The following is a 23,629-nucleotide window of genomic DNA, read 5'->3' as shown; positions in this document are numbered from 1 at the left end:
GACTTGGTCCGGCCCGGTGCCATTGGATTCATTTTCTGACGTAACGCTCCTACTCTCCAATACCTTAGGTATGCCGAGGAGTAGTTTGACCTTTCGAACGACCTGAACAGAACACTGGAAACCGGAAAAGAAAAAAGCGGCCCAGCTGGGGCCGCTTTTCCAATTTCGTTCTGAACTTGATCAATCCAGCGTCCGGGTGACCTCTTCGCGCTCGAAGATTTCGATCACGTCGCCGGCGCGGATATCATCGTAGTTCTCGAACGCCATACCGCATTCCTGACCCGACTGAACCTCGGCCACTTCGTCCTTGAAGCGTTTCAGCGTCTTCAGCGTGCCTTCGTGGATCACCACGTTGTCGCGCAGCAGGCGGACGCCTGCGGAACGGCGGGCAACGCCTTCGGTGACCAGACAGCCGGCAACCTTGCCAACACCGGTGACCTTGAAGACTTCGCGGATCTCGGCGTAACCGATGAACTTTTCGCGGATCTCGGCGCTCAGCAGGCCGGATGCAGCCGCTTTCACGTCGTCCACGAGATCATAGATCACCGAGTAGTAGCGGATCTCGACGCCCTTTTGGTTTGCGGTGTTCCGCGCAGATGCGTTGGCACGGACGTTGAACCCGAAGATCGGAGCGCCAGAGGCTTCGGCCAGACCGACATCCGTTTCGGTGATCGCACCCACGCCCGAGTGCAGCACGCGCACGCGCACCTCGTCGTTGCCGATCTTTTCCATCGCCTGAACGATGGCTTCGGCCGAACCCTGCACGTCCGCTTTCATCAGAATTGGCAGTTCGGTGACGTTTTCGTCTTCTTTGGCCTTCTGCATCAGCTGCTCAAGGGTAGTCGCGGCGCCAGCGGCGGCGCGTTTGTCCTTGGCGGCTTGCTCGCGGTATTCAGCGATCTCGCGGGCCTGCGCTTCGGTCTCGGTCACGTTCAGAACGTCGCCCGCTTCGGGCGTACCATTCAGACCCAGAACCTCGACAGGAACCGAGGGGCCAGCTTCTTTAACACGTTCGCCCTTGTCGTTGATCAACGCACGGACCTTACCGTACTGCTCACCCACAACGAAGATATCGCCCTGATGCAGCGTACCGTTCTGAACCAGAACGGTGGCCACAGGACCGCGGCCCACATCCAGCTGCGCCTCGATCACGGCACCTTGAGCGGCGCGATTCGGGTTGGCCTTTAGTTCCAGTATCTCGGATTGCAGCGCGATGGCTTCCAGCAGTTCGTCCAGACCCTGACCGGTGATGGCGGACACTTCGACGTCCTGAACCTCACCCGACATTTTCTCAACGATCACTTCGTGCTGCAGCAGATCGGTGCGCACCTTGTCCGGGTTTGCATCCGGCTTGTCGACCTTGTTGATCGCCACGATCATCGGCACTCCGGCCGCTTTGGCGTGGTTGATCGCCTCGATCGTCTGCGGCATCACCGCGTCGTCAGCCGCGACAACAAGAACCACGATATCCGTGACCTGAGCCCCGCGTGAGCGCATTGAGGTAAAGGCCGCGTGACCCGGAGTATCCAAGAAGGTCAGCGTCGTGCCGCCGTCGGTTTTGACCTGATAAGCGCCGATATGCTGGGTGATGCCACCGGCTTCACCGGCCACAACGCGCGCATCGCGGATCGCATCCAGCAACGAGGTTTTGCCGTGGTCAACGTGACCCATGATGGTGATGACCGGCGGACGCGGCTGCAGATCTTCGTCCTTGTCCTCGACCTCTTTGATGACGTCTTCCACATCCGAATCAGAGACGCGGGTGACCTTGTGGCCAAATTCTTCGATGATCAGTTCGGCGGTGTCTGCGTCGATGGTCTGGTTCTGCGTCACCATCATGCCCATCTGCATCAGCGATTTGACAACGTCAGCCACACGTTCGGCCATACGGTTGGCCAATTCTGAGACCATGATCGCCTCGGGCAGCTGCACGTCGCGGATCACCTTTTCCCGCTCGACCGGGCCGCCCATAGCTTTCTGACGCGCACGCTCCTGCTTGCGCTTCATCGACGCCATCGAGCGTTGGCGGTTGCCTTCGCCACCGGTTGCCTGACCCAGAGTCAGCTTGCCCGAGCGGCGGTTGTCGTCGCGTCCCTTGCCACGGCCACGCTGTTCGCGTTCGCGATCCTGCTTGCGCGGGGTCGCTGCTGGCGCAGGCTTGCTGGCCGGGCTGCGGGCAGCCTTGGGTTCTTCGGGCGCAGGGGCGGCAGCAGCGCGTTTGGCAGCTTCTTCCGCCTCTTTGCGCTTGCGCTCTTCCTCTTCGGCCTTGGCCTTTGCCCGCTCTTCAGCTTCGCGCTGTTCGCGTTCCTTGGCTTCCTGTTCGGCACGGCGGCGCGCGCGTTCTTCTTCGCGCGCCTTTTCAGCGGCTTCGCGGGCGGCGGCCTCTTCGGCCTCGCGGGCCTTGGCGGCCTGCAGTGCCTTCATCCGGCGTGCCATTTCCGCGTCAGAGATACCCGCAGGACGACGCGACGGATCACCCGACGGCGTTGCTCCGCCACCCGGTTTACCGGCACCCGGCTTGGGGACCACCACGCGTTTGCGTTTGGTTTCCACCACGACATTCTTGGTGCGTCCGTGGCTGAAACTCTGTTTCACATTTCCGGGGCGTGCCCCGCCACGAAGACCCAATGTCTTTTTGCCGTCATTATCGCTCATAAAGCTTCTTACCCTTCCGAGCGGCCCCTGCCGCCGTCATCCTTTTCGCGCAAGCCACGCAGGCGCTGCGCTTCCTCTACAACACGTTTGGCGAGTCCGCCAGAGGCGAGCGCCGCATGAATCACCGTTTGGCGCCCAAATGCCTGCCCTAACTCGTCCGCAGTGAGCCAACCGATGTATTTTCCGAAGTGCGGCGTGCTCAGTTTCGACTTGCCGCGCCCCGATCCATCGATGGCCTGAATCAGCACCTGGGCCTCTTCCCGGTCCAGCCACGTCTTGACCTTTTCGTATCCGGCAACCGCGTCACCGGACTTGCGCGCAAGGCTCAGCAACTCGATCACACGGCGCGTGACCTGACGTTCGACTTCGTCCGTCAGGTCCTTGGGCACATTCACCTGCGCCTTGAAACCGCGTGCAAACAGCTTTTTGCCCACAGCCTTGTCCAAAGCAGCGCGATCCGCCGCCACATAGACGCCCCGCCCCGGCAGTTTTGCCGCGACGTCCGGATAAACCTGACCGTCCGGCCCCGTCACAAAGCGGATCAGCCCATACTTTGGCTGTACCTCGCCCGTGGCGATGCACTTACGCTCAGGTCCTTCGGACCGATCTTTATGGACGCCACCGCGACCCATGCGCGTACCCCGAGGCCTGAAATCAGGCCTCGGCCTCCTCGTCGACAGTTTCACCGTCTACATCTTCTTCGGCCTGCTCCAGCTCGGCCGGATCAACCCAACCCAGCATGATGCGGGCCGTCATGACCAGATCCTGCGCCTCTTCCAACGAGACACCAAAGGGCTCCAGAACACCGTCATCCTTGATTCGCTGACCGTCGACCGTTGTCCAGCCACCGGCCAGTTCCCAGTCTGCGCAAGTGGCGAAGTCTTCCAACGTTTTCACGTCATCCTTGGCCAATGCCTCAACCATTTGGGGTGTCAGGCCTTCAAATTCAATAAGGCTGTCTTCGACGCCCAGTGCACGGGCGCTGTCCAGCGCCGCTTTAGCCTGAGCTTCCAGGAATTCGCGGGCGCGGGTCTGCAGCTCTTGCGCGGTGCCTTCGTCGACCCCGTCAATGACCAGCAGTTCTTCGATCTCGACATACGCAACCTCTTCGAGGTTGGTGAAGCCTTCGGAAACCAGCAACTGCGCGAAGAACTCGTCCAGATCCAGACTGTCCATGAACAGCTGGGTGCGGGCTTCGAATTCTTTCTGACGACGCGCCGATTCTTCGGCTTCGGTCATGATGTCGATGTCCAGACCGGTCAGCTGGCTGGCCAGACGCACGTTCTGGCCGCGACGACCGATGGCCAGGCTCAGCTGTTCCTCGGGAACCACAACTTCGATCTTGCCGGCTTCTTCGTCCAGAACCACCTTGGAGACCTCGGCGGGTTGCAGCGCGTTCACCAGGAAGGTCGGCTGATCTTCGTTCCACGGGATAATGTCGATTTTCTCGCCCTGCAGCTCGTTCACAACGGCCTGTACACGGCTGCCGCGCATACCAACGCACGCACCCACGGGGTCGATCGAGCCGTCATACGAGATCACAGCAATCTTGGCGCGCGATCCGGGATCGCGGGCAACAGCCTTGACCTCGATGATACCGTCATAGATTTCCGGTACTTCCATCTTGAACAACTCGGCCATGAATTCCGGCGCGGTGCGCGACAGGAAGATCTGGTGGCCACGGACCTCGCGGCGGACTTCCTTAATATAGGCGCGTACGCGGTCATTCGGGCGATAGCTTTCGCGACCGATCTTATCATTGCGGCGCAGAACAGCCTCGGCACCGCCCAGATCGACGATGACATTGCCGAATTCCTCGCGTTTGACGGCACCGTTGATGATGGTGCCTGCGCGATCCTTGAATTCTTCGTACTGACGGTCACGCTCGGCTTCGCGCACCTTCTGCAGGATCACCTGCTTGGCGGACTGGGCCGCGATACGGCCCATCTCAACCGGCGGAACCTCTTCGACAAAGACGTCACCCACCTCGGGGTTTTCCATGTACTGCTTGGCCTGTTCGACGGTCATCTCGGCCTGATAGTTCTCAAGCTCTTCATCCTCGACCACGGTGCGGACGCGGGTGAAGGTCGCCTTGCCGGTCTTGCGGTCGATGGAGACGCGGATGTCCATCTCGGCGCCGTAGCGGCTCTTGGCGGCACGGGCGAGCGATTCCTCCATCGCTTCGACAACCAGACCGGGGTCGATCATCTTTTCGCGGGCCACGGCCTCGGCGGTCTGCAGCAGCTCCAGCTGGTTGGCTGAGGTGATTGCCATCAGTTCGTCTCCTCTTCGGACCCTTCGGTCTCAATCTCGTCGAAAGCGTTTTCGTTCAGGGCACCGGCGTCTTTGCGCTGGCGCAGCATTTCCTTGATCAGGTCATCGGTCAGAACCAGCTTGGCATCGCTAAGCCAGTCGAATTGCAGACCGATGGTGATTGTCTCGCCCCCTTCGGGGATATTGATCAGAACCTCATCCCCTTCGACCCCGGCCAACTCGCCCTTGAACCGGCGGCGGCCGTCGATCAGTTCGGCGGTTTCAATCTTGGCCTCATACCCTTCGAAAGTCTCAAAGTCTTTGAGACGGGTCAGAGGGCGGTCGATGCCCGGGCTGGACACTTCCAGCGTATAGGCGTCAAGGATTGGGTCCTCGACGTCCAGCGTGGCGCTGACCGCATTTGAAATCTCGGCGCAATCGTCCACTTCGATGCCGCCGTCAGGCTTGTCAGCCATGATTTGCAGCGTGGTCTGCTTGCCACTCATCAAGCGGATACGCACAAGCTCATACCCCAGATCTTCGATCACGGGGGTGATGATCTCGGCCAGTCGCCGGTCGATGGCAGCTTTGGCTATCAGGTCGTTTGTCATCTGGTACTCTACCCTTCGATCGGGCACAAAAAAACGGGCGCGCGGCCCGTCGATCTTTTCCGGTGGTGCCCCGGACCGAAGCCCGACACGCCGCTGTTAGGGGCGATATAGCCGTGCACATACAAGAATGCAAGCCCACAGCGCCCGATCAGCCGATCTGAGTTTCAATCCGAAAGAACCCACTCGCCATCAACACAGACATAGGGGCCAACGCGATCCCCGTCTTCGTAGACCTGACCATCAAACAGGCATTGCCTGCCTTGGGCCATGGCCGCGCTGAACAGAGACAGGCTCACCAATGAAAAAACTGCAATCAATATTAAAAACATCTTCATTCAAATCTCCTAATCCGCCGATGATGCAAACAGCGCAGGCTGCGTGTTGCGCGGATAAATGATCACCGACAAAGTGCCGCGGCCCTGAAATTGTTCGGCATCAGCCAGTCGCGGTGGGAAAAGCTGATCAAAAGCTGCACGGTTCAGCCCCAGCTTCATTTCCGAGCCGGACAGTGTTTCAAACGGCGTGCGCGCGGCGCAGGAATGGAACACCGCGTTTTGCTGTACCTTGAACTGGCGCATGATGTTGGACGAGCCGCCAACTGGCTTGACCAGAACGGTAATCCCCTGCTTCAGAAAACTGTCCGGGCAGGTGAACACCATGGGTGTATCGGTGCCATTGGTGTCATGCAGCAACACACCTTCTGCGGTCACCTGATGCTTGAACGGGCTGAACACGGTCTCCTGATCAATGAAATTTGTATAAAGCGTCGCAAATAGCTGACTGTCGCCCCGCGGTTCGGACTTTATCCCCTCATAAAGGTCCGCAATGGCCTGCCACATTCGCGAATCTGCGCCGCGCAGCGTTCCCGGCAACGAAAACGGGCCTTCCAGATCATAAAGCACATCGCGCAACTGGACCGACAAGTTGTGGTCCTTTTCCAGCCCACGAATCTTGTCCGCCAGCGCCGAATCGTTCAGCGCATAGTACCCATGAGACTGCAGGGTCCGCGTCAAAGCCCGCATATCCGAGATTTTTCGCGCTTGGGTTTCGGGACTGTCGCCGTCAGAGGGCTTCACCGCCTCAAACCCGTTGTCCAGTAACTGAGTCAGCGACTGCCCTTCTCGGGCCTCCAACTCTATGGTCCCGTTTTTGCTGACTTTTACCGTCACATCCTTCCCTGTTTTCAGGGCAGACACAGCGACATAACCCAAAACGGCGGACAAAACGATTATCGTTATACTCTTTAGACCTTCGACCTTCATGGGACTTCTCCCATTTGCGAAACAATTAAGCTAATGCAGCGCATACAATAGCAAAATTTTGCACAAAGTAGAAGTCAGGCGAGTCTGAGCTGGTTAAATCAACCACCAACGCTCGGCGAGTCTGCCGTCATCCAAGGGACGACCAGTTCCGACCTGGCGCGGCATTCCGACATGGCCGGCGACGGCCAGTGCCATATCGTCTTCGCTTGGGAAAAAGCGCAGTCCGCGTTGACCGTTCAGCCCCTCGGACTGCGGCAGGGCCGCTATATCCACATAGCCATCGCGCAATGCCTCGGCCCGGACATGCGCGTCAGGAATCACGATGATCTCAAGCGTTTCAGCCCATCCCGCCGATCCGTCCTTGTAGTGCCCCGCAACACGGCGCCCCAGAAAATGCCGATCATCTTCTGCCCGTTCAACACGATAGCATCCGGTTCCATTCGCGGCGTGCAAAGGCGTTACGCCTTGTCCGTCGCGCGTGATCACAAACCGGCTGTCGGCCAGCAAAAACGGAAGACCGGGGTTGGCCGCGGCCAGTTCAAGACGAACCCGCGTATCAGACAGGGCTTCGACCTGCCCGACCTCTTTCAAAACGGCCAGCACATCTTGTACATCCAGTGCGGACCCATCGTGAAACTGAACTGACTCACGCAGATCAAAGCTCCAGATCTTGGCTTGCGCATCTGTCTGCCAGGCGGTCGCCAGTTCTCCGCGCAGGGTACCGTCGGGCGCAATCTCGGTCAGCGTGTCAAACACGGCACCGCGGGCGACTTGTTCAAGGCTCTCATCACGGGGCACCGCCAGACGCAGCGTTCCACCGACCTTTGGCGAATCCGCCAGTGACGCACCCGTCGCTGCAAGCAATGCAGCAGCGGCACCAGAGGCGAACAGGGCGCGGCGGTCAATCCGGGTCATGATACCCCCTCGGCCACGCGGTCCATAATGCGTACAAGCTCGGCGCTGATACCGGGCTCTGACAAGGCGTGCCCGGCTTGCCGTACCATCTTTAGCTCAACATTGGGCCAAAGCTGCGCAAGGTTCCAAGCGGCCTGAGGCGGGCAAATCATGTCATACCGCCCCTGAACGATATGGCCGGGGATATGCGCAATCCTATCCATCTGGTCCAGAATCTGCCCATCCCGCTCAAGAAACGCGTTGTTGATGAAATAGTGATTCTCTAGCCGTGCAAATGCGCGCGCATACTCTCCGGGGCTTTCCCCCGTGGTTCCCTGCGAATGGATCGAGGCCAACGCATTTTCCCAGCTGGACCAGGCGCGGGCGTACAGGATTTCTGTCGCACGATCACCCGAGAACAAACGCTTGTTGTAGGCGCTGATGGTATCAGACAGCTCGGCCTCGGACAGAAGTGCAGTGAATTTCGACCATTGTTCGGGCCAGAACTTGCCGGCACCGCCACCATAGAACCAATCAAGCTCGGACTGCGTGGCAAGAAACACGCCACGTAGCACCAACCGGTTCACCCGGTCAGGATGGGACTGCGCATAGACCAGCGCGAGCGTCGCGCCCCAGCTGCCGCCAAAGACGATCCAGTCGTCGATATCCAGCAAGGTCCGCAGCCGTTCGATATCGGCCACCAGATGCCATGTGGTGTTATCCGTGACAGACGCATGCGGCCGCGACCGCCCACACCCGCGCTGATCAAACAGAATCACCCGATAGACGTTCGGGTCGAAATAGCGCCGCATCGCAGGGCTGCAGCCGCCACCCGGGCCGCCATGCAGGACCACTACGGGCACACCGTTGGGATTGCCGCATTGCTCCATATAGATGCGATGGCCTTCGCCCACATCCACCATGCGCTGATCGAACGGGTCGATCGGCGGGTACAGATATTGAACTGCGCGCTTTTGGTCCGGGTACTTGTCCATTATGGCCCTATATAGTCCTTAAGCGTAAAAGAGCATACGGAGACAGGAATGCAAGCGCATCCGAACACGGTTGACCCTTCCGAGATCGCAAAATTCGAAGCGATGGCCGCCGAATGGTGGGACCCGCATGGAAAATTCAAACCGCTGCACATGCTCAACCCCTGTCGGCTGGACTATATCACACAGCAGATCGCGGGTGAATTTGACCGGGACCTGACGTTAGGGAAACCGTTCGAGGGCTTGCGCCTGCTGGATATCGGCTGCGGCGGCGGGTTGCTGAGCGAACCGATGGCGCGTTTGGGGGCCGACGTCGTTGGCGCCGACGCCGCCGAGGGCAATCTGCCCGTCGCCCGAATTCACGCGGAACAATCGGGGCTGGAGATCGACTACCGCCACACCACCGCCGAGGACATGGCCGCCGCAGGTGAACAATTCGACGTGGTGCTGAACATGGAAGTGGTCGAACACGTGGCCGATCCGCTTTCCTACCTGACCGCGACGCAGCAACTGCTGAAACCCGGCGGGCTGGAGATATGCTCGACCATCAACCGCAACCCGAAATCCTATGCGATGGCCATTTTCGGGGCCGAGGTCGTCATGCGCTGGCTGCCGCGCGGCACCCACGAATGGAACAAGTTCATCACTCCCGATGAGCTGTTCGGCCTGCTGCGTCAGGCGGGGCTGGAGCCGGTGGACCGCAAGGGATTTGTGTTCAACCCGATCCTGTGGAGCTGGTCGATCTCGGACCGGGATCTGAGCGTGAATTATGTGACGGCGAGTGTGAAGCCGGGGTGAGCACTTTATCCGCTCTTAGGGTGGGATCTTCCCACCCTCACCAAAGAATTATGGGAGCGAATTCGCAGCCCAGTATGCTGCCATAATTGACAGCTATGAGATTTTCAGCTCTAGCATCACATTGATATTGATGCTGATTCTCAACAGGGCAACCAATGAAATATTTCAAACTAGTCGTCACGGTGTCAGTGGCGGCTTTTGTCGGAGCATGTGCTTCGTCAACGACAACTCAACTCGCGCGAAACATCGTACGAATTGATGTCAGCGCCGCTCCAGCTTGCGGCGCGGCTGGCGCAAGAAATCTGGTCTCTAAGTTGGCTGCGGTCGAAACCATTCGCTTGGGCTACGACAAGTATCTTATTGCGGAAATGGGTGCTGAAAATAATGTTCGTGTTGTCGGAGCCAACTACAACACAACTGGAACATTAAACACTTTTGGAAACACCAGCACCTTCTCTGGAAACACTACCGCAACACCAATCGTAAGCGGTACGCCAGATGCGGCAATAGTCGCTGTTATGTTTGAGCAAAGGGATCCAGAAGCTGCCAACGCAATTGATGCAAAAACGACCTTAGGCGCCAATTGGGATGAAATTGTAGCCAAGGGCACACTAAGAACTTGTCTAAACTGACGAACGGCCATTGTTGGATTGGATTGCAACAACCGCCCAAAAGAGCCGTCCCTACTCCCCCTCTAACTGCAACCGCAAATCCCGCAACACGGGTAGCGTGCTGCGGACGCGTTCCAGACCCAGCTCTCCGACCACGCGGTTGATCAGCGGGGCAATCGAGGAAATCGCCTGATCGCGTGCCCTACGACCCGCAGGGCTGATGGCGACCATCTTGCGGCGGGCGTCGTCCCAGTCGGGGCGGATGTGGATGTATCCGGCCCATTCCAGCTTGGCCAAGGTGTTGGTCATCGCCCCTCGGGTCACGTGGAAGGTGCTGGCCAGTTGCGCCGGAGAGCGTTCACCCCCGACAAAGACCAGATGATTCAGAACCGAGAAATGCGAGATTTCCATGCCCTTGGGCAGCACCCGGCTGAGCCGGTTGCGCAATAGCTGATCGGCGGTCAGGATCTCGCTGAATAGCGTGACCGCAAGGGCATTGTGTTCGTCCGTCATGTATCCGGTTCTGGGTCAGGGCCCCTGGAAGGACCTCACGTGAGTCAGGGACGGCACGCGGCGGCGCGCCTCTGTCACAGAACTATCATCCAAATCGAAAAAGTGAATGCCCGGATCGGTCCCTGCGTCGATGACGACCTCTCCCCACGGGGCGACAACCATGCTGTGGCCGTAAGTATAGCGCGTCTTGCCGCGGGTTTTGGGGTGCTCTCCGGTTTGGGCAGGGGCGATGACCCAGCAGCCGGTCTCAATCGCGCGGGCGCGCAGCAGCGATTCCCAGTGGGCGGCCCCCGTCACTGGTGAAAACGCAGCCGGAACGGTCAGAACACGGGCTCCGGCCTTTGCCAGAGCTGTATGAAGATACGGGAAGCGGATGTCATAGCAGACGGTCATACCGACCTTGCCGAAATCGGTGTCTGCAACAACGGCCTTTTCGCCGGGGCGGTAGTTTTTCGATTCGCGGAAGGTCTCGGTCTCAGTAACCTGCACGTCGAACATATGAATTTTGTCGTACCGCGCCACGATCTGTCCTTGCGGGTCGATCATGTAAGACCGGTTGGCAAAACGCCCATCCGCATCATGCGTTTTGATTGCCAAAGACCCGATCAGCAGCCAGACGCCCAGCGCGGCGGCCTGATCCTGCAGGCCCGCCAGCGTTTGGTCGTCTTCTTCGTGTTGCAGAACCTCGCGTTGCCGCGTTGTGCTGTTGGACACGCAATTCGTGACCTCGGGCGTCAGAATGAACTGCGCACCCTCCGAGGCGGCCTCGGCCATCATCCTCTTTACCATGATCAGGTTTTCAGCCGGATCATCCGAGGATGTGATCTGCAGCAGAGCGGTTTTCATCAGGCCGCCAGCAGACCGTCCAGCTTGCCCTGACGCTCCAGCTCATAAAGGTCATCACAGCCGCCAACATGGGTGGTGCCGACAAATATCTGGGGAACGGTCCGCTTGCCGCCCGCGCGCTTGATCATCTCGGGCTTGCGCTTGGGATGCATCAGCACGTCGACTTCCTTGAACTCGACGCCTTTCTGCTTGAGCAGGCGTTTGGCCGCGTGACAAAAGCCGCAGAGCGGCGAGGTGTAGATTTCTACCGGTTTCATGTTCCGTACCTTCGCATTTCGTATAATCTTGGGCGAATTAGGCATCCTTGGCAACGCGCGCTAGGGTCAACACGAAAATATGATTTGCCCCGGATGCAAGGCAGACACGCGCACAGGCCGCCAACGTCGCGCCCGAGGTCATAACGTCATCCACCAGCAAGACATCGCGCCCCTGCATACGGTTCACCCGCTTTGGATGGGTGGAGATCGCGTTTTCAAGCGTTTCGGCCCGCTGAGCCGCGGTTTTGCCATCCAAGGCCGGGGTTCGGACCCGCCGCAACAGCAGGTCCGGGCACACTTCCAACCCCGCTTCTTTGCCGAGGTGCTGCGCCAACAAAGCGGATTGATTATATCGGCGCTTCAACAGCCGGGTCCAATGCAGCGGCACGGGTGCAATCAGCATGTCTGGGCGAAACAACTCTCGCCCGGCCTGCGCCATCCACCGCGCGGCGGGGCGCGCCAGTTCGGGACGATCCCCGTGCTTCAACGCCAGTACAAGGGCACGTGCCTTGCCCTGGTACATCAGCGCCGCACGTCCATCCTGCCAGGGGCGGGTGGTCTTCATACAGTCATCACACTCAATCCGGTGCCCGTCTGCCGTGCCCGGCAAAGGCACACCGCAGCTTTCGCATACAGTCCCGCCGATGAACGGCGTTTCGCGCCAACAGGTGCCGCACAGACCGAAATCCGTCTCGGTCAGCTCACCGCATCCCATGCACCGGGGGGGATAGATCAGCGCGACAGCGGTTTGAATTCGCTGCCACATGCGATAATTGCGCCCTATGAAGTTGCCTGACTCCACCGCTCCCTCTTTGTTTGATCGCCGCGTTTTGGCCCTGCATCGTGCCCGCGCGCGGGACGAGGCGCTGTTTTTGCACCGTGCCGCCGTGGACGAAGTGCAGGATCGGCTCTCTATGGTTAACAAAAGCTTTACGGCCCCGGCGATCGTCACGCCCTTTAAGCATATTTGGCAGGATGTGCTGCCCGGCGCACGGCTGCTCGCGGATGAGGACGTGCTGGACCTGACGCCCGGCTCGCAGGATCTGGTGATCCACGCCATGGCCCTGCATTGGGCCAATGATCCGGTCGGGCAGCTGATCCAATGCCATCGCGCCTTGCGGGCCGACGGGTTACTGCTGGTTGTGTGCCTGGGCGGCGAAACGCTGCACGAACTGCGCGCCGCATTGGGACAGGCCGAGATCGAGGTGACCGGAGGGTTAAGCCCGCGCGTTGCTCCGATGGCGGAACTGCGCGATCTGGGCGGTCTGCTTCAACGCGCGGGGCTGGCGCTGCCCGTGGCAGACTCGGCGCGTCTGACGGCCGAATACCGCGACCTGCCCCATCTTATGCATGATCTGCGCGCAATGGGTGAATCCAACTGCCTGACCGGTCGCGTGACGCATATGACACGACGTCAGATCTTTAACCGCGCACAGCAGATTTATGCCGAGAGCTTCTTATCAGATAGCGATCGCCTCGCCGCGACATTCGAACTGATTTGCCTGACCGGCTGGTCGCCGGACGAAAGCCAACAAAAACCGCTGCGCCCTGGCTCGGCCCAGGCGCGTCTTGCCGACGCGCTGGGGACGAAAGAAGGCAAACTGCCCGATTGACGACTGAACAAATCCGGTTATCTCAGGCCGGTACAGAATAACCGCAGGAAGTTCGAAATGCTTGACGCCACCCGCCCATCGCACGCACCCGCCGACCACCCCAAGGTCAAAATGGGCCGCGTCGGCATCCTGTTGGCCAATCTGGGAACACCGGATGACTATTCGTACTGGCCAATGCGGCGCTATCTGAACGAGTTTCTGTCGGACCAGCGCGTCATCGACTATCCCAAGTGGAAATGGCAGCCGATCCTGCAAGGGATCATCCTGACAAAGCGTCCGTTCAGTTCGGGCGAAGCTTACAAGTCGATCTGGAACCACGACAAAGGCGAAAGCCCGCTGATGACGATCACCAAGGACCAAACCGCCAAGATGCGCGACGCGATGCAAACGCGCTATGGTGACAAGGTGATGGTCGATTTCTGCATGCGCTACGGCAACCCGTCGACCAAGTCCAAAGTGCACGAGATGGTGGCCGCAGGGTGCAATCGTATCCTGTTCTTCCCGCTTTACCCGCAATACGCAGGCGCGACGACCGCCACCGCAAACGATCAGTTCTTCCGGGCGCTGATGGACGAGGCGTGGCAGCCCGCCGCGCGCACCGTTCCGGCCTATTTCGATGAACCCGCCTATATCGACGCGCTGGCCGGGTCGGTAGAACAGGCCTATGCGGCGATGGAAACCAAACCAGATATTCTGGTCTGCTCCTATCACGGCATGCCGGACCGCTATTTGCAGCAGGGCGACCCGTACCATTGCCAATGCGCAAAGACGACGCGCCTGTTGAAAGAGCGGCTGGGCTGGTCGGACGACCAGCTTGTTTCAACCTTCCAGTCGCGTTTCGGGCCAGAGGAGTGGCTGAAACCCTACACGGTCGACCACGTGGCGGAACTGGCGCGGCAGGGTAAGAAGAACATCGCCGTGATTGCTCCGGCTTTTTCCGCCGACTGCATCGAGACACTGGAAGAGATCAACGAAGAGATCAAGGAAAGCTTCGAAGAGGCCGGTGGCGAGAGTTTTACCTATATCCCCTGCCTTAACGATGATGATTCGCATATCGCGGCTTTGGGCAAGGTGATCGAAGACAACCTGAAAGGCTGGCTGGACTGACCGGTCCTGTCAGTCGGACCTGATACAGAAGACGTGAAAAAAGGCGGTGGATTGCTCCACCGCCTTTTCTCTAGATAATGCTCGTCTAATTAGCTTGCTGCTACAGCTGCGGCAACAACGACCAGCAGGATCAGCGGCAGGATGATGCCCTGCGACGAACCTTGAGTTTCCTCAACAACAACCGGTGCTTCAACAACCGGCTCTTCCAGGTTGCCAGCATAGGCGGTCGAAGCAGCAGCAGTCAGTGCAGCGGCGAGAACGAGTTTCTTCATATTAACCTCCAGAATTTGCACGGTTCCATATAGCGAAACCGCACACTCAAGACTTACCTCGTGTTTTTTTCTAATCAGCTATCCGGCTGGAATGCAATTGGAACTTGCGCCGCAAGCGGGTTCGCGCGCGAAAATGTCGTCAAATAAGCAACACTTGCGTGCCGACCTTCGCCATTGAGAACAGTTCGGCGATATCCTCGTTGAACAGGCCAATGCATCCGTTCGACGACCGGCGCCCGATTTTGCGCGTATCATGGGTGCCGTGGATGCGATAGTACTTCCAGCTTAGATATAATGCGTGCGTTCCCAATGGGTTATCTGGTCCCGGTGGGATATAGTCCGGCCATTCCGGATTCCGCTTCTTCATCGAAGGCGTCGGCGACCAGCTTGGGCCTTCGACTTTGCGGATAACGCTGGTTCGGCCGCGCCGCGTCAATTCCTCGGTCAAAGGCACCGAGGAGGGGTACAATTTGTACACAGATTGATCATCTGACCAATAATGCAGCGCCCGCGAGACTGTATCGACCAGAATGGCCCCGTTTCTCGTGTTTGAGAAATAGGGCTGCCAATCCAGGGCACGGAAGCCCGAGATGTTACGACGCACCTCAGGTTCTGGCTCGGGCGCGGGGCGCAACGGGTCTCCGGGGATGTACTGCGCGATCGCCGGCGATGCCAACAGCGCAGAGGCACCGGCCAGAAATCCGCGACGACTGGAAGAAAGAACGGGTTTTTTGACCATTGCAAACGGTCCTTTGCTAAAGCTGTCCTGAAAATTTCACGTATTTTATTGCCAGAATGCGTCAATCGCAAATCAAACCGGCAGAATCATGCGAGAATCGGCCATTGCAGGTTTGCCCAAGGCCGCATGGCGCGCTATGCCGTATGTCGACACAATAATCAGGTCGATCATGACGCGTATTCTTACTCTACTGTTCCTTTGCTTTGTTGCGCTGGCTGCATGTACACCAAGCAGCACCCCGACATACGGGTCGGATGGCCGTCCGCTGCCGACCGTCTACAAAATCCGCGGCAACCCTGAGAAGCTGCAATTCCGTATGTTGGATTCGGTGAACGCGCTGCGCCAGGCGCAGGGGCTTCAATCGGTTCAACTGAACTCTCAACTGAATGCCGCGGCTGCCACGCACTCCAAGGATATGGCACGGCAAAACCGGCCCTGGCACTTTGGCTCGGACGGGTCGTCTCCAATCGATCGCGCACGCCGCGTGGGATACTATGGAACCTTCCTGGGCGAAGCGATTTCGGAAACCTACGAAACAGAAACCGAAACACTGGCCGCGTGGATGCAAGAGCCCGGCCCCCGTGCCGTGATCATGGACCCCAAGGCCACCCAAATGGGCTTTGCCTGGCATCAGGAAAACGGCGGCAAAATCTGGTGGACCCTTGAGATGGGGTCCGGCGGTTAACCCGCTGTCCAAGACGAAAAAAGCCCTCGAGTTTCGGGGGCTTTTTTGTAGATCTCTGGATTTTCTGTGCGTTAAGCAGCCTGCATAGACTGAGCTTCGGTCAGAATTGCGTACAGCTTGACCGGGTCGGGATTGGCCCGCAGCTTGTTGCATACGGCCGTATCGCGCAACGTCCGGGATACCAACGCCAGCGCCTTGAGGTGATCGACACCGGCCTCTTCCGGCGCAAACAGCGCAAAGGCAATATCGACCGGCTGCCGGTCCACCGAGCCAAAATCAATTGGCTTCTCAAGCATTACAAAGACGCCCGCGACGGCTTCCAGGTCCTCAAGCCGGGCGTGCGGCAAAGCAACACCATGCCCGACGCCTGTTGGACCCAGGCTTTCACGCTCCAACAGGCAATCGACGATTGTCTGCGCGTCCAGACCCAAGGTCCCGGCAGCGACATCGCCAATTTCCTGAAACAGCCGCTTCTTGCTGGAAGCGGCTGACAATACACGTACTGCTTCGGGCTTTAAAATGCTCGAAAGCTCCATGATCATGCTCCACGGCCAAACCCCTGCTTACCGCAGGGGCCCGCCTTGCTAATCTTGCCTGTTACGGATCGATCCAGCCGATGTTTCCGTCATCCCGACGGTACACGACATTCAATCCGTCCTTGTTCTCATTTCGGAACACCAGCACCGGGGCACCAGCAAGTTCCATCTGCATGACGGCTTCACCTACACTCAGCGATGGGATCTTGGTTTCCATCTCAGCCACGATCATGGGCTGCAGAGATTCGGGTTCGTCAGCCGTCTCCGATTCGTCAGAGGCGAGGATATATGACGACGCCCCGAAGAGTTCAACAGGCTCGGACCGATCCTTGTGGTGGTCCTTCAGGCGACGCTTGTAGCGGCGCAGTTGTGTTTCCATCTTGTCGCAGCATCCCTCGAACGCCGCGTAAATTTCGGTCGCGTGTGCCTTGGCCTGAGCAGTCAGGCCCGTGGATAAATGCACTGTGGTTTCGCATACATATTCATGCGCTGAACGGGAAAAGACGACGTTGGCATCCGTTGGGCGCTGGGCATATTTGCCCACGACCTCGCCCAGTTCGGTCTGCACGTGTGTCTGCAGGGCCGCACCGATGTCGATCTGTTTTCCGCTGATTTGGTAACGCATGTGATCTCCTTCACAATTCACACCCATTTCTGACGTCACGTAACGCGACGCACTTGTTTTTATCGGGTGGGGGACATCGACAATTCCCGCGGTAATCGCACCGGTTCCCCTTCCAGGAAGGGGCGTCGTGATCCAGACGGAAACCGAAGAACTGCCATGTCCCAATTGAGGCAAGAGACGGCGGAAGAGTCAATCAAAACAGGTGTGTATATACGTGATTTCCGCCATGTACTCGGCGCAAATCTGCGCAAGCTTATGAAATACGGAAGTTTTCGCCCAGATAAACCCGACGCACGTTTTCGTTTTCGACAACTTCGTCAGGCGTGCCGGACATCAGAACCTGCCCGTCATGCAAAATGTAGGCGCGGTCGACAATTTCCAGCGTTTCGCGCACGTTGTGGTCGGTGATCAGCACGCCGATGCCACGCTTCTTGAGGTCCGCGACCAAATGGCGGATATCGCCGACGCTGATCGGGTCAACGCCCGCAAAGGGTTCGTCCAAAAGCAGATATTTCGGGTCCGCCGCCAGACAGCGCGCAATCTCGACCCGACGACGCTCTCCGCCCGAGAGGGCCAAGGCAGGTGCACGGCGCAAATGCTCGATCGAGAAGTCCGACAACAGCTCCTCCAATCGCTCTTTGCGGCGATGGGCGTGTTTCACGGTTATGTCCAGAACGGCTGCGATGTTGTCCTCGACGCTCATGCCCCGAAAAATTGACATCTCCTGCGGCAGATAGCCAATCCCCAAACGTGCGCGTCGATACATCGGCAACGTCGTTACGTTCTGCCCGTCAATTGTGACCGTGCCGGCCTCGGGGAATACCAAACCTGCGACCGAATAGAAGGTCGTGGTCTTGCCCGAACCGTTCGGACCCAGCAACGCCACCACCTCGGATCGGTCCAGCGTCATCGACACGTCACGGATCACCGTCTTTTTGCGGTATGATTTGCGGAGTTTCTCGATTTTCAGACCGGAGGCACCTTCAGCCACCGTCAGTTCCGGCTGGGCCATCAGTTGGCCCCCTGCTGCAGAATGGTCTTTACGTTACCGGTCATGGTCGCCAAACCAGTGTTCAGGTTCGCGTTCATCTGATCACCGCTGATTGTGCTGGGACCCTGCAACAACAGGACATTGCCCTTCATCACAATCTGGCCGGAATCGATCGTGTATTCCGCCCAATCGCCTTCGGCCGCATCCGGCGGGCTGACCAAAACAACGTCTTCGGTCGCTTCCATCCGTTCGATGCCCGACCGCTCTTCGTTGTAGATCACAAGTACACGCTCAGCCGTCAGGCGCATTTCGCCCTGAATGACGATCACGTTGCCAAGAAACTCGGCCGAGCCGTCTTCCTGATTTACGTTCAACCTTTCCGACGTCACCTCGACCGGCAGGCTGGGGTCGGCCTGTGGCGAACCAAACGCCACCTGTGTTTCCTGCGCTGACGCAGAGATCGCACCGGTTACCAGAGCACAGCTTACAAGGGCTAATCGAAAATAGAACACAGGTTATCTTTCTGCTTTTTGAGGCTCATACACCAACTTCACGCCGTCTGTAAAAATAATATGGACCGGTCCGTCTTTTTTTTCCGTTCCAAATGTCATTCGGCCAGCGGTGAAATCGCCAATGATTCCGGTTCCATTGACCTGACCAGGCGTGTCGCCACGGATCTCGTCCAGAGCAGTGTTCAGCAAATCGGTCGTAACAACGATTCCGTCCGTTGTTGTGATCACGACATCGCCGACAAAAGTCGCAGCGTTCTTATCCGGGCGGATCATGCCCGAGTTAGAATCCAGCGTGATCACACCGCCACTCAACAATCCCAAACGACCGCGGAATTCGGCAGCGGTGGGGGCATCACCCTCGGCCCCCTGAGTGGCCCGGATGGCCTCGATCTGCACGTCTTCGCCCTTACGAGTGGTGCCGCGATAATCCGGCTGGGTCACGACCTGATCAGCCAAGCGTTCATCGATATCCTGTTGCGAGAATGGCACGCTTACATTGGTCTCAATACTGCGCGACAGCAGGAAGACAGTCGACAGCATTCCGATGGCGACCAATGGCAACACTACCTTGAGGAATTGTACCCTGCGTGAGTGTCTGTCCACTGCGCGACCCTCCGCCTAGCCCAGTCCGACGCGCAGGCAGTCGTGGATGTGCAACAGCCCCTCGGCGGGCCCTTGCGTGTCCGGGTCGACAACAAACAGCGAAGTGATTTTGCGATCATTCATGATCGCCACGGCCTCTTCCGCCATCGCGTTCGGCGCAATGGTCAGCGGGTTGGTGGTCATCACTTCTTCGGTGGTCTTGTCCAGCAGCCCGTCCATGTTGCGGCGCAAGTCGCCATCGGTCACGATTCCGACCAAGCGGCCCTCTGCGTCGGTGACGCCGACAACACCAAAACTTTTCTGGCTCATGACCAGCAGCGCCTCGCCCATCGTGGTTCCTGCTGGCACCAGCGGCAGGTCCGAGTGCATCAGATCGCGCACCGTAGACAGCTGCGCACCCAGTTTTCCGCCGGGGTGGAAGGCACGGAAATCCTCGGGTTTGAAGTCGCGGTACTTCATCAGTGAAATCGCCAATGCGTCACCCATCGCCAGGGTCAGCGTGGTCGAAATCGATGGGACCATGCCAAAGCCGCAGGCCTCACCCATTGCAGGAATCAGCAGATGCACATCCGCCTGCTTCATCAACGTGCTTTCCGGTTTGCTGGACAGGCCAATCAGTGGGATGCCGAACCGGCGCGTAAAGGCCAACAGGTTCACCAGTTCCGGCGCTTCGCCCGAGTTTGAGATGGCCAGAACCACGTCGCCTTTCGACACCATGCCCAGATCGCCATGGCTGGCCTCGGCCGGATGCACGAAATAGGCGGGCGTTCCGGTGCTGGCCAGCGTGGCCGCAATCTTGTGGCCAATATGGCCCGACTTGCCGATACCGCTGACAATGATGCGGCCCGGGGCCTGCAGGATCAGCTGCACGGCTTCGGCGAAATGCTCATCCAGGCTCTCGGCCAGCACGTCCAACGCACGGGCCTCGTCGGTGACCACCTGACGGGCGGTTCTCAGGAATGCTTCGGTATCGGTCATGAGTGCGCAAAGATATCCGTTTCGGGCCAACCTGCGAGATCAAGTTTCGCACGCATCGGCAGGAAGTCAAAACACGCCTGCGCCATCTCGGTGCGGCCTTCGCGGGCCAGACGACCGTCCAGAGCTTCGCGCAATTGATGCAGGTACAGAACGTCCGAGGCCGCATATTCCAGTTGAGCGTCTGTCAGGGTCTCAGCCCCCCAGTCGCTCATCTGCTGCTGTTTTGAGATATCGACACCGATAAGCTCCTGACACAGGTTTTTCAGCCCATGCCGGTCGGTGTAGGTGCGCACCAGACGGCTGGCGATCTTGGTGCAATAGACCGGTGCCGCCAGTGCACCAAACGTGTGGTACATCGCGGCAACGTCGAAACGACCAAAGTGGAACAGCTTGAGCACGTCGGGGTTTTCCAGCATCGAACACAGGTTCGGGGCCTCGGTCTGGCCTTTTTCGACCTGCACGATATGGCTGTTGCCGTCGCCGCCCGACATCTGAATCACGCACAGCCGATCCCGGTGCGGGTTCAAACCCATGGTTTCACAATCGATGGCCACAATAGGGCCCAGATCCAACCCGTCCGGCAGGTCGTTTTTGTAGAGATGGTTTGCCACGAGGCTTGTCCTTTGTCCGGTATCGTCCCCGAGATAGGAGGTTTGGGCCCTAAACTCAACGCCATCCATATCTGTGCGGCAGTGACCCGCAGGCCGCGCTGACCCTATCGACAATGAACCAGCAGGGTAGCAGTATGGCACAGCACTGCAGCTTGTTGCGCTGAACAAGGCGATTGCCAAGACCAAAACAACCCATCCGAGACCAATGCTGAGCGTTCTGAGAAACCGCGTCTATCGCCATTTGCTGGCCGCACAAGTTGTTGCCCTTGCCGGCACCGGCCTGGCGACGGTTGCGTTGGGTCTTCTTGCTTTCGATCTCGCCGGAGAGGCGGCGGGCATGGTTTTGGGAACCGCCCTGACCATCAAAATGGCAGCCTACGTGACCATCGCACCACTGGCCGCAGCCTTTGCCGAGCGGTTGGACCGGCGCAAAATGCTGGTGGCGCTGGACGTCGTGCGCGCGGCCGTCGCCGTTTGTCTGCCATTCGTGACCGAGATTTGGCAGATCTACGTTCTGATTTTCGTGCTGCAATCGGCGTCGGCCGGTTTCACACCAGCATTTCAGGCCACCATCCCGGACGTTCTGACCGATGAGCAGGACTATACCAAGGCCCTGTCCCTGTCCCGGCTGGCCTATGATCTGGAAAGCCTGCTCAGCCCTGCTTTGGCGGCGGCGCTCTTGCTGGTCATGAGCTTTGACAGCCTGTTTTGGGGTACAAGCCTTGGGTTCTTGGCCTCGGCGCTTTTGGTGGTGTCAGTCGCCCTGCCGTCCCCCAAACCAACGAAACGCCGGGGTATCTATGACCGCACAACACGCGGCATTCGGATCTATCTGGGCACAACGCGCCTGCGGGGACTGTTGGCCCTGACCTGGAGCGCCGCGGCGCTCAGTGCGATGGTCTTTGTCAACACCGTCGTCATCGTGCGCGCCGACCTTGGCCTGTCTGACAGTGCCGTGGCCATCGCGCTGGCAGGATTCGGCGGTGGATCGATGCTGGCAGCGTTTGCTTTGCCCTCGCTTCTGGACAAGTTTGGGGACCGCAGCGTTATGCTGTTCGGGGCGGCTTTTGGAACAGGTACAATGGCTGTTGCTTCGGGCCTGTTCGCGACGCTTTCGATGCCGTTATGGGGGCTGGCCGCGCTTTGGGCGGGTGTCGGCTTTGGTTATTCGTCCACCCTGACCCCATCGGGCCGGTTGCTGACACGCACCGCCGAACCAGAGAACAGGCCAGCCGTTTTTGCGGCGCAATTCACGCTATCCCATGCCTGCTGGCTGGTGCTCTACCCGCTGGCGGGATGGCTCATGACCACCAAGGGTACCGAACAGGCCTTATTTTGGATGTCGATCGCGGCCCTTTTGGGGCTGTGCGCCGCGCCCTTGATCTGGCCGCGCTCCAAGGACGAAAGCGTACCGGGCGAACATACTGACAAAGCTTGAGTATCCCAACGGCTTTGAACTACACCTTTGCTCTATGGATCAACTTGACCGCCGCATAATCTCGGCCCTTCAGCACAATGCACGCGACTCCACGACCAAGATCGCGGCGAAACTGGGCGTGGCCCGGACCACAGTGCACGAGCGTATTCAGCGGATGGAAGAGCGTGGCGTGATCGCAGGATACTCGGTGGTGCTGAACGCCCCCGAAGATGCCCCGCGCGTTCAGGTCGTTGTTTTGCTGGAAGTTCAGCAAAAAGAGACCACGCGGATCATCAAGCGGCTTGAGGCTTACCCCGAAGTTAAACTCTGTCTGTCGATCAACGGAGAGTTCGACCTGTTGCTGTCCGCCGAAGCCCCCCGGATCGAGGATCTGGATATTCTGGTCGACGAATTGGCCAAGGTACCCGGCGTTTTGCGCACCAATACCAGCGTCGTCTTCGGTCGGCGGATTGACCGAAACTGAACCTCCAATAACCCTCTGTAAACCTTGGCGCGGCTAGCTTGGCCCGGACTGATCAGAATCCCGGACCGGCAGAATGCCCAATCGAATGATCTTAGGACTGGCCCTGGTGGCGCTGTTTGATGCGCCGCAGGGTTTTGCCATGTCCGACACCCGCGTCGCCCAAATCTGCGACGCCGCCGCCCAGCGCGCAGCCCAATCCGAAGGCGTACCGCTTGATATCATGCGCGCCATAACCCGCGTGGAAACCGGCCACGCGCTGGATGGCACGCTGTACCCGTGGCCCTGGACAATCAATGTCGAAGGAAAAGGCTTTTGGTTCCCGTCCGAGTCAGAGGCGAAGTCTTATCTGTTCAACATCTTCAAAGCAGGCAAACGCAGCTTTGATGTCGGGTGTTTCCAGATAAATTACCGCTGGCATGGCAAAGCGTTCCGGTCGATCGACGCCATGTTCGACCCCGATGAAAATGCCACCTATGCCGCGCGTTTTCTGAAAGAGCTTCATGCCGAGTTGGGGTCGTGGTCCGCAGCTGCAGGGGCCTATCATTCGCGCACACCTGAATTGGCAAACGCCTATATCGGACGATTTCAGACCATACTAGCACGGCTGGACACGCAGACCCCGACCGAATTTGCCGCGCGCGATCCCTTCACCGCGGTCGCCAACCCGCTGATCCCGCTGCAGACACCGGCCGATCATGGCGTGATGGGCTCATTGGTGCCGGTGACCGGTGCCGCCACTGCTTTCATCCAGTTCAACTAGGAGC

The 23,629-nt window shown here is 58.8% G+C and carries 29 protein-coding genes; 8 read left to right on the top strand and 21 right to left on the bottom strand.

Annotated features, from left to right (window positions below; all coding sequences use genetic code 11):
• Positions 1-180 precede the first annotated feature (180 nt).
• The 8 genes from infB to pip form a co-directional block, all read right to left on the bottom strand.
• Positions 181-2,655, bottom strand: coding sequence for a translation initiation factor IF-2 (gene infB, locus J7416_RS19775; RefSeq protein WP_209227196.1), 2,475 nt, complete (start codon positions 2,653-2,655; stop codon positions 181-183).
• Between the two features lie 8 nt (positions 2,656-2,663).
• The gene (locus J7416_RS19770) at positions 2,664-3,287 is read right to left on the bottom strand and encodes an RNA-binding protein (protein WP_209227193.1); all 624 of its coding nucleotides are present in this window, start codon (positions 3,285-3,287) and stop codon (positions 2,664-2,666) included.
• Positions 3,288-3,309: 22 nt separating this feature from the next.
• Entirely contained in the window at positions 3,310-4,929 is a 1,620-nt protein-coding gene (gene nusA / locus J7416_RS19765) for a transcription termination factor NusA (RefSeq protein WP_209227190.1), read from the bottom strand.
• Entirely contained in the window at positions 4,929-5,519 is a 591-nt protein-coding gene (gene rimP / locus J7416_RS19760) for a ribosome maturation factor RimP (protein WP_209227187.1), read from the bottom strand. The genes nusA and rimP overlap by 1 nt, the downstream gene beginning before the upstream one ends.
• A 164-nt stretch (positions 5,520-5,683) precedes the next feature.
• Positions 5,684-5,854, bottom strand: coding sequence for a hypothetical protein (locus tag J7416_RS19755; RefSeq protein WP_209227184.1), 171 nt, complete (start codon positions 5,852-5,854; stop codon positions 5,684-5,686).
• A 9-nt stretch (positions 5,855-5,863) separates the two neighbouring features.
• On the bottom strand, positions 5,864-6,781 hold the full coding sequence (locus J7416_RS19750; RefSeq protein ID WP_209227182.1) for a hypothetical protein: 918 nt from the start codon (positions 6,779-6,781) through the stop codon (positions 5,864-5,866).
• Positions 6,782-6,874: 93 nt separating this feature from the next.
• Entirely contained in the window at positions 6,875-7,696 is an 822-nt protein-coding gene (locus tag J7416_RS19745; RefSeq protein WP_209227180.1) for an ABC transporter substrate-binding protein, read from the bottom strand.
• A complete protein-coding gene (gene pip / locus J7416_RS19740) occupies positions 7,693-8,670 on the bottom strand; it encodes a prolyl aminopeptidase (protein ID WP_209227177.1) in 978 nt (325 codons plus the stop codon). Before pip ends, J7416_RS19745 begins: the two co-directional genes overlap by 4 nt.
• A gap of 48 nt (positions 8,671-8,718) precedes the next feature.
• Between pip and ubiG the strand changes: the two genes are divergently transcribed.
• Both ubiG and J7416_RS19730 read left to right on the top strand, forming a co-directional pair.
• Entirely contained in the window at positions 8,719-9,465 is a 747-nt protein-coding gene (ubiG, locus tag J7416_RS19735; RefSeq protein WP_209227174.1) for a bifunctional 2-polyprenyl-6-hydroxyphenol methylase/3-demethylubiquinol 3-O-methyltransferase UbiG, read from the top strand.
• A gap of 155 nt (positions 9,466-9,620) precedes the next feature.
• On the top strand, positions 9,621-10,097 hold the full coding sequence (locus J7416_RS19730) for a hypothetical protein (RefSeq protein WP_209227171.1): 477 nt from the start codon (positions 9,621-9,623) through the stop codon (positions 10,095-10,097).
• 51 nt (positions 10,098-10,148) lie between these two features.
• Here J7416_RS19730 and J7416_RS19725 read toward each other — a convergent pair whose 3' ends face one another.
• Genes J7416_RS19725 through J7416_RS19710 form a run of 4 tightly spaced genes read right to left on the bottom strand, consistent with a single transcriptional unit; the run spans position 10,149 to position 12,458 of the window.
• Positions 10,149-10,589, bottom strand: a complete 441-nt coding sequence (locus J7416_RS19725; RefSeq protein ID WP_170418232.1) for a MarR family transcriptional regulator — start codon at positions 10,587-10,589, stop codon at positions 10,149-10,151.
• Positions 10,590-10,604: 15 nt separating this feature from the next.
• On the bottom strand, positions 10,605-11,435 hold the full coding sequence (locus J7416_RS19720; protein ID WP_209227168.1) for a carbon-nitrogen hydrolase family protein: 831 nt from the start codon (positions 11,433-11,435) through the stop codon (positions 10,605-10,607).
• Complete coding sequence (grxC, locus tag J7416_RS19715; protein WP_209227166.1) at positions 11,435-11,692, bottom strand: glutaredoxin 3; 258 nt, start codon at positions 11,690-11,692, stop codon at positions 11,435-11,437. Before grxC ends, J7416_RS19720 begins: the two co-directional genes overlap by 1 nt.
• A 37-nt stretch (positions 11,693-11,729) precedes the next feature.
• Entirely contained in the window at positions 11,730-12,458 is a 729-nt protein-coding gene (locus tag J7416_RS19710; RefSeq protein ID WP_209227165.1) for a ComF family protein, read from the bottom strand.
• 16 nt (positions 12,459-12,474) lie between these two features.
• On the opposite strand from J7416_RS19710, the gene J7416_RS19705 reads away from it, so the two are divergent.
• Both J7416_RS19705 and hemH read left to right on the top strand, forming a co-directional pair.
• A complete protein-coding gene (locus J7416_RS19705; RefSeq protein ID WP_209227161.1) occupies positions 12,475-13,305 on the top strand; it encodes a methyltransferase domain-containing protein in 831 nt (276 codons plus the stop codon).
• Between the two features lie 57 nt (positions 13,306-13,362).
• Positions 13,363-14,412 (top strand): ferrochelatase, encoded by a 1,050-nt coding sequence (hemH, locus tag J7416_RS19700; RefSeq protein WP_209227160.1) that lies wholly within the window; start codon positions 13,363-13,365, stop codon positions 14,410-14,412.
• A gap of 89 nt (positions 14,413-14,501) precedes the next feature.
• Here hemH and J7416_RS19695 read toward each other — a convergent pair whose 3' ends face one another.
• A complete protein-coding gene (locus tag J7416_RS19695) occupies positions 14,502-14,684 on the bottom strand; it encodes a hypothetical protein (protein ID WP_010442520.1) in 183 nt (60 codons plus the stop codon).
• A gap of 139 nt (positions 14,685-14,823) precedes the next feature.
• Positions 14,824-15,423, bottom strand: a complete 600-nt coding sequence (locus J7416_RS19690; protein ID WP_170428447.1) for a L,D-transpeptidase — start codon at positions 15,421-15,423, stop codon at positions 14,824-14,826.
• 169 nt (positions 15,424-15,592) lie between these two features.
• Here J7416_RS19690 and J7416_RS19685 point away from each other — a divergent pair, with 169 nt between their 5' ends.
• Positions 15,593-16,108, top strand: a complete 516-nt coding sequence (locus J7416_RS19685) for a CAP domain-containing protein (protein WP_170428450.1) — start codon at positions 15,593-15,595, stop codon at positions 16,106-16,108.
• A 71-nt stretch (positions 16,109-16,179) separates the two neighbouring features.
• On the opposite strand, the gene ptsN is transcribed toward J7416_RS19685, so the two are convergent.
• The 7 genes from ptsN to J7416_RS19650 form a co-directional block, all read right to left on the bottom strand.
• Positions 16,180-16,644: a PTS IIA-like nitrogen regulatory protein PtsN gene (ptsN, locus tag J7416_RS19680; RefSeq protein ID WP_209227159.1), complete on the bottom strand. Its 465-nt coding sequence runs from the start codon at positions 16,642-16,644 to the stop codon at positions 16,180-16,182.
• Between the two features lie 61 nt (positions 16,645-16,705).
• On the bottom strand, positions 16,706-17,269 hold the full coding sequence (raiA, locus tag J7416_RS19675) for a ribosome-associated translation inhibitor RaiA (protein ID WP_170428456.1): 564 nt from the start codon (positions 17,267-17,269) through the stop codon (positions 16,706-16,708).
• Between the two features lie 253 nt (positions 17,270-17,522).
• Positions 17,523-18,281 (bottom strand): LPS export ABC transporter ATP-binding protein, encoded by a 759-nt coding sequence (lptB, locus tag J7416_RS19670; RefSeq protein ID WP_209227158.1) that lies wholly within the window; start codon positions 18,279-18,281, stop codon positions 17,523-17,525.
• Positions 18,281-18,694, bottom strand: coding sequence for an LptA/OstA family protein (locus J7416_RS19665; protein WP_348540296.1), 414 nt, complete (start codon positions 18,692-18,694; stop codon positions 18,281-18,283). Before J7416_RS19665 ends, lptB begins: the two co-directional genes overlap by 1 nt.
• An 81-nt stretch (positions 18,695-18,775) precedes the next feature.
• Positions 18,776-19,375: a hypothetical protein gene (locus J7416_RS19660; RefSeq protein ID WP_209227156.1), complete on the bottom strand. Its 600-nt coding sequence runs from the start codon at positions 19,373-19,375 to the stop codon at positions 18,776-18,778.
• Positions 19,376-19,390: 15 nt separating this feature from the next.
• A complete protein-coding gene (locus tag J7416_RS19655; protein WP_209227155.1) occupies positions 19,391-20,353 on the bottom strand; it encodes a KpsF/GutQ family sugar-phosphate isomerase in 963 nt (320 codons plus the stop codon).
• Entirely contained in the window at positions 20,350-20,964 is a 615-nt protein-coding gene (locus tag J7416_RS19650; protein ID WP_209227153.1) for a ribonuclease D, read from the bottom strand. Before J7416_RS19650 ends, J7416_RS19655 begins: the two co-directional genes overlap by 4 nt.
• Before the next feature lie 205 nt (positions 20,965-21,169).
• On the opposite strand from J7416_RS19650, the gene J7416_RS19645 reads away from it, so the two are divergent.
• The 3 genes from J7416_RS19645 (at position 21,170) to J7416_RS19635 (ending at position 23,625) form a co-directional block, all read left to right on the top strand.
• Complete coding sequence (locus tag J7416_RS19645; RefSeq protein WP_209227149.1) at positions 21,170-22,402, top strand: MFS transporter; 1,233 nt, start codon at positions 21,170-21,172, stop codon at positions 22,400-22,402.
• Between the two features lie 34 nt (positions 22,403-22,436).
• The gene (locus tag J7416_RS19640; RefSeq protein WP_209227148.1) at positions 22,437-22,865 is read left to right on the top strand and encodes an Lrp/AsnC family transcriptional regulator; all 429 of its coding nucleotides are present in this window, start codon (positions 22,437-22,439) and stop codon (positions 22,863-22,865) included.
• Positions 22,866-22,938: 73 nt separating this feature from the next.
• The gene (locus J7416_RS19635; protein ID WP_209227145.1) at positions 22,939-23,625 is read left to right on the top strand and encodes a lytic transglycosylase domain-containing protein; all 687 of its coding nucleotides are present in this window, start codon (positions 22,939-22,941) and stop codon (positions 23,623-23,625) included.
• The last annotated feature ends 4 nt before the right edge of the window (positions 23,626-23,629 follow it).

Source organism: Ruegeria sp. R14_0 (assembly GCF_017743975.1).
Taxonomy (GTDB): domain Bacteria; phylum Pseudomonadota; class Alphaproteobacteria; order Rhodobacterales; family Rhodobacteraceae; genus Ruegeria.
This window is presented reverse-complemented; position numbering and strand designations above follow the sequence as displayed.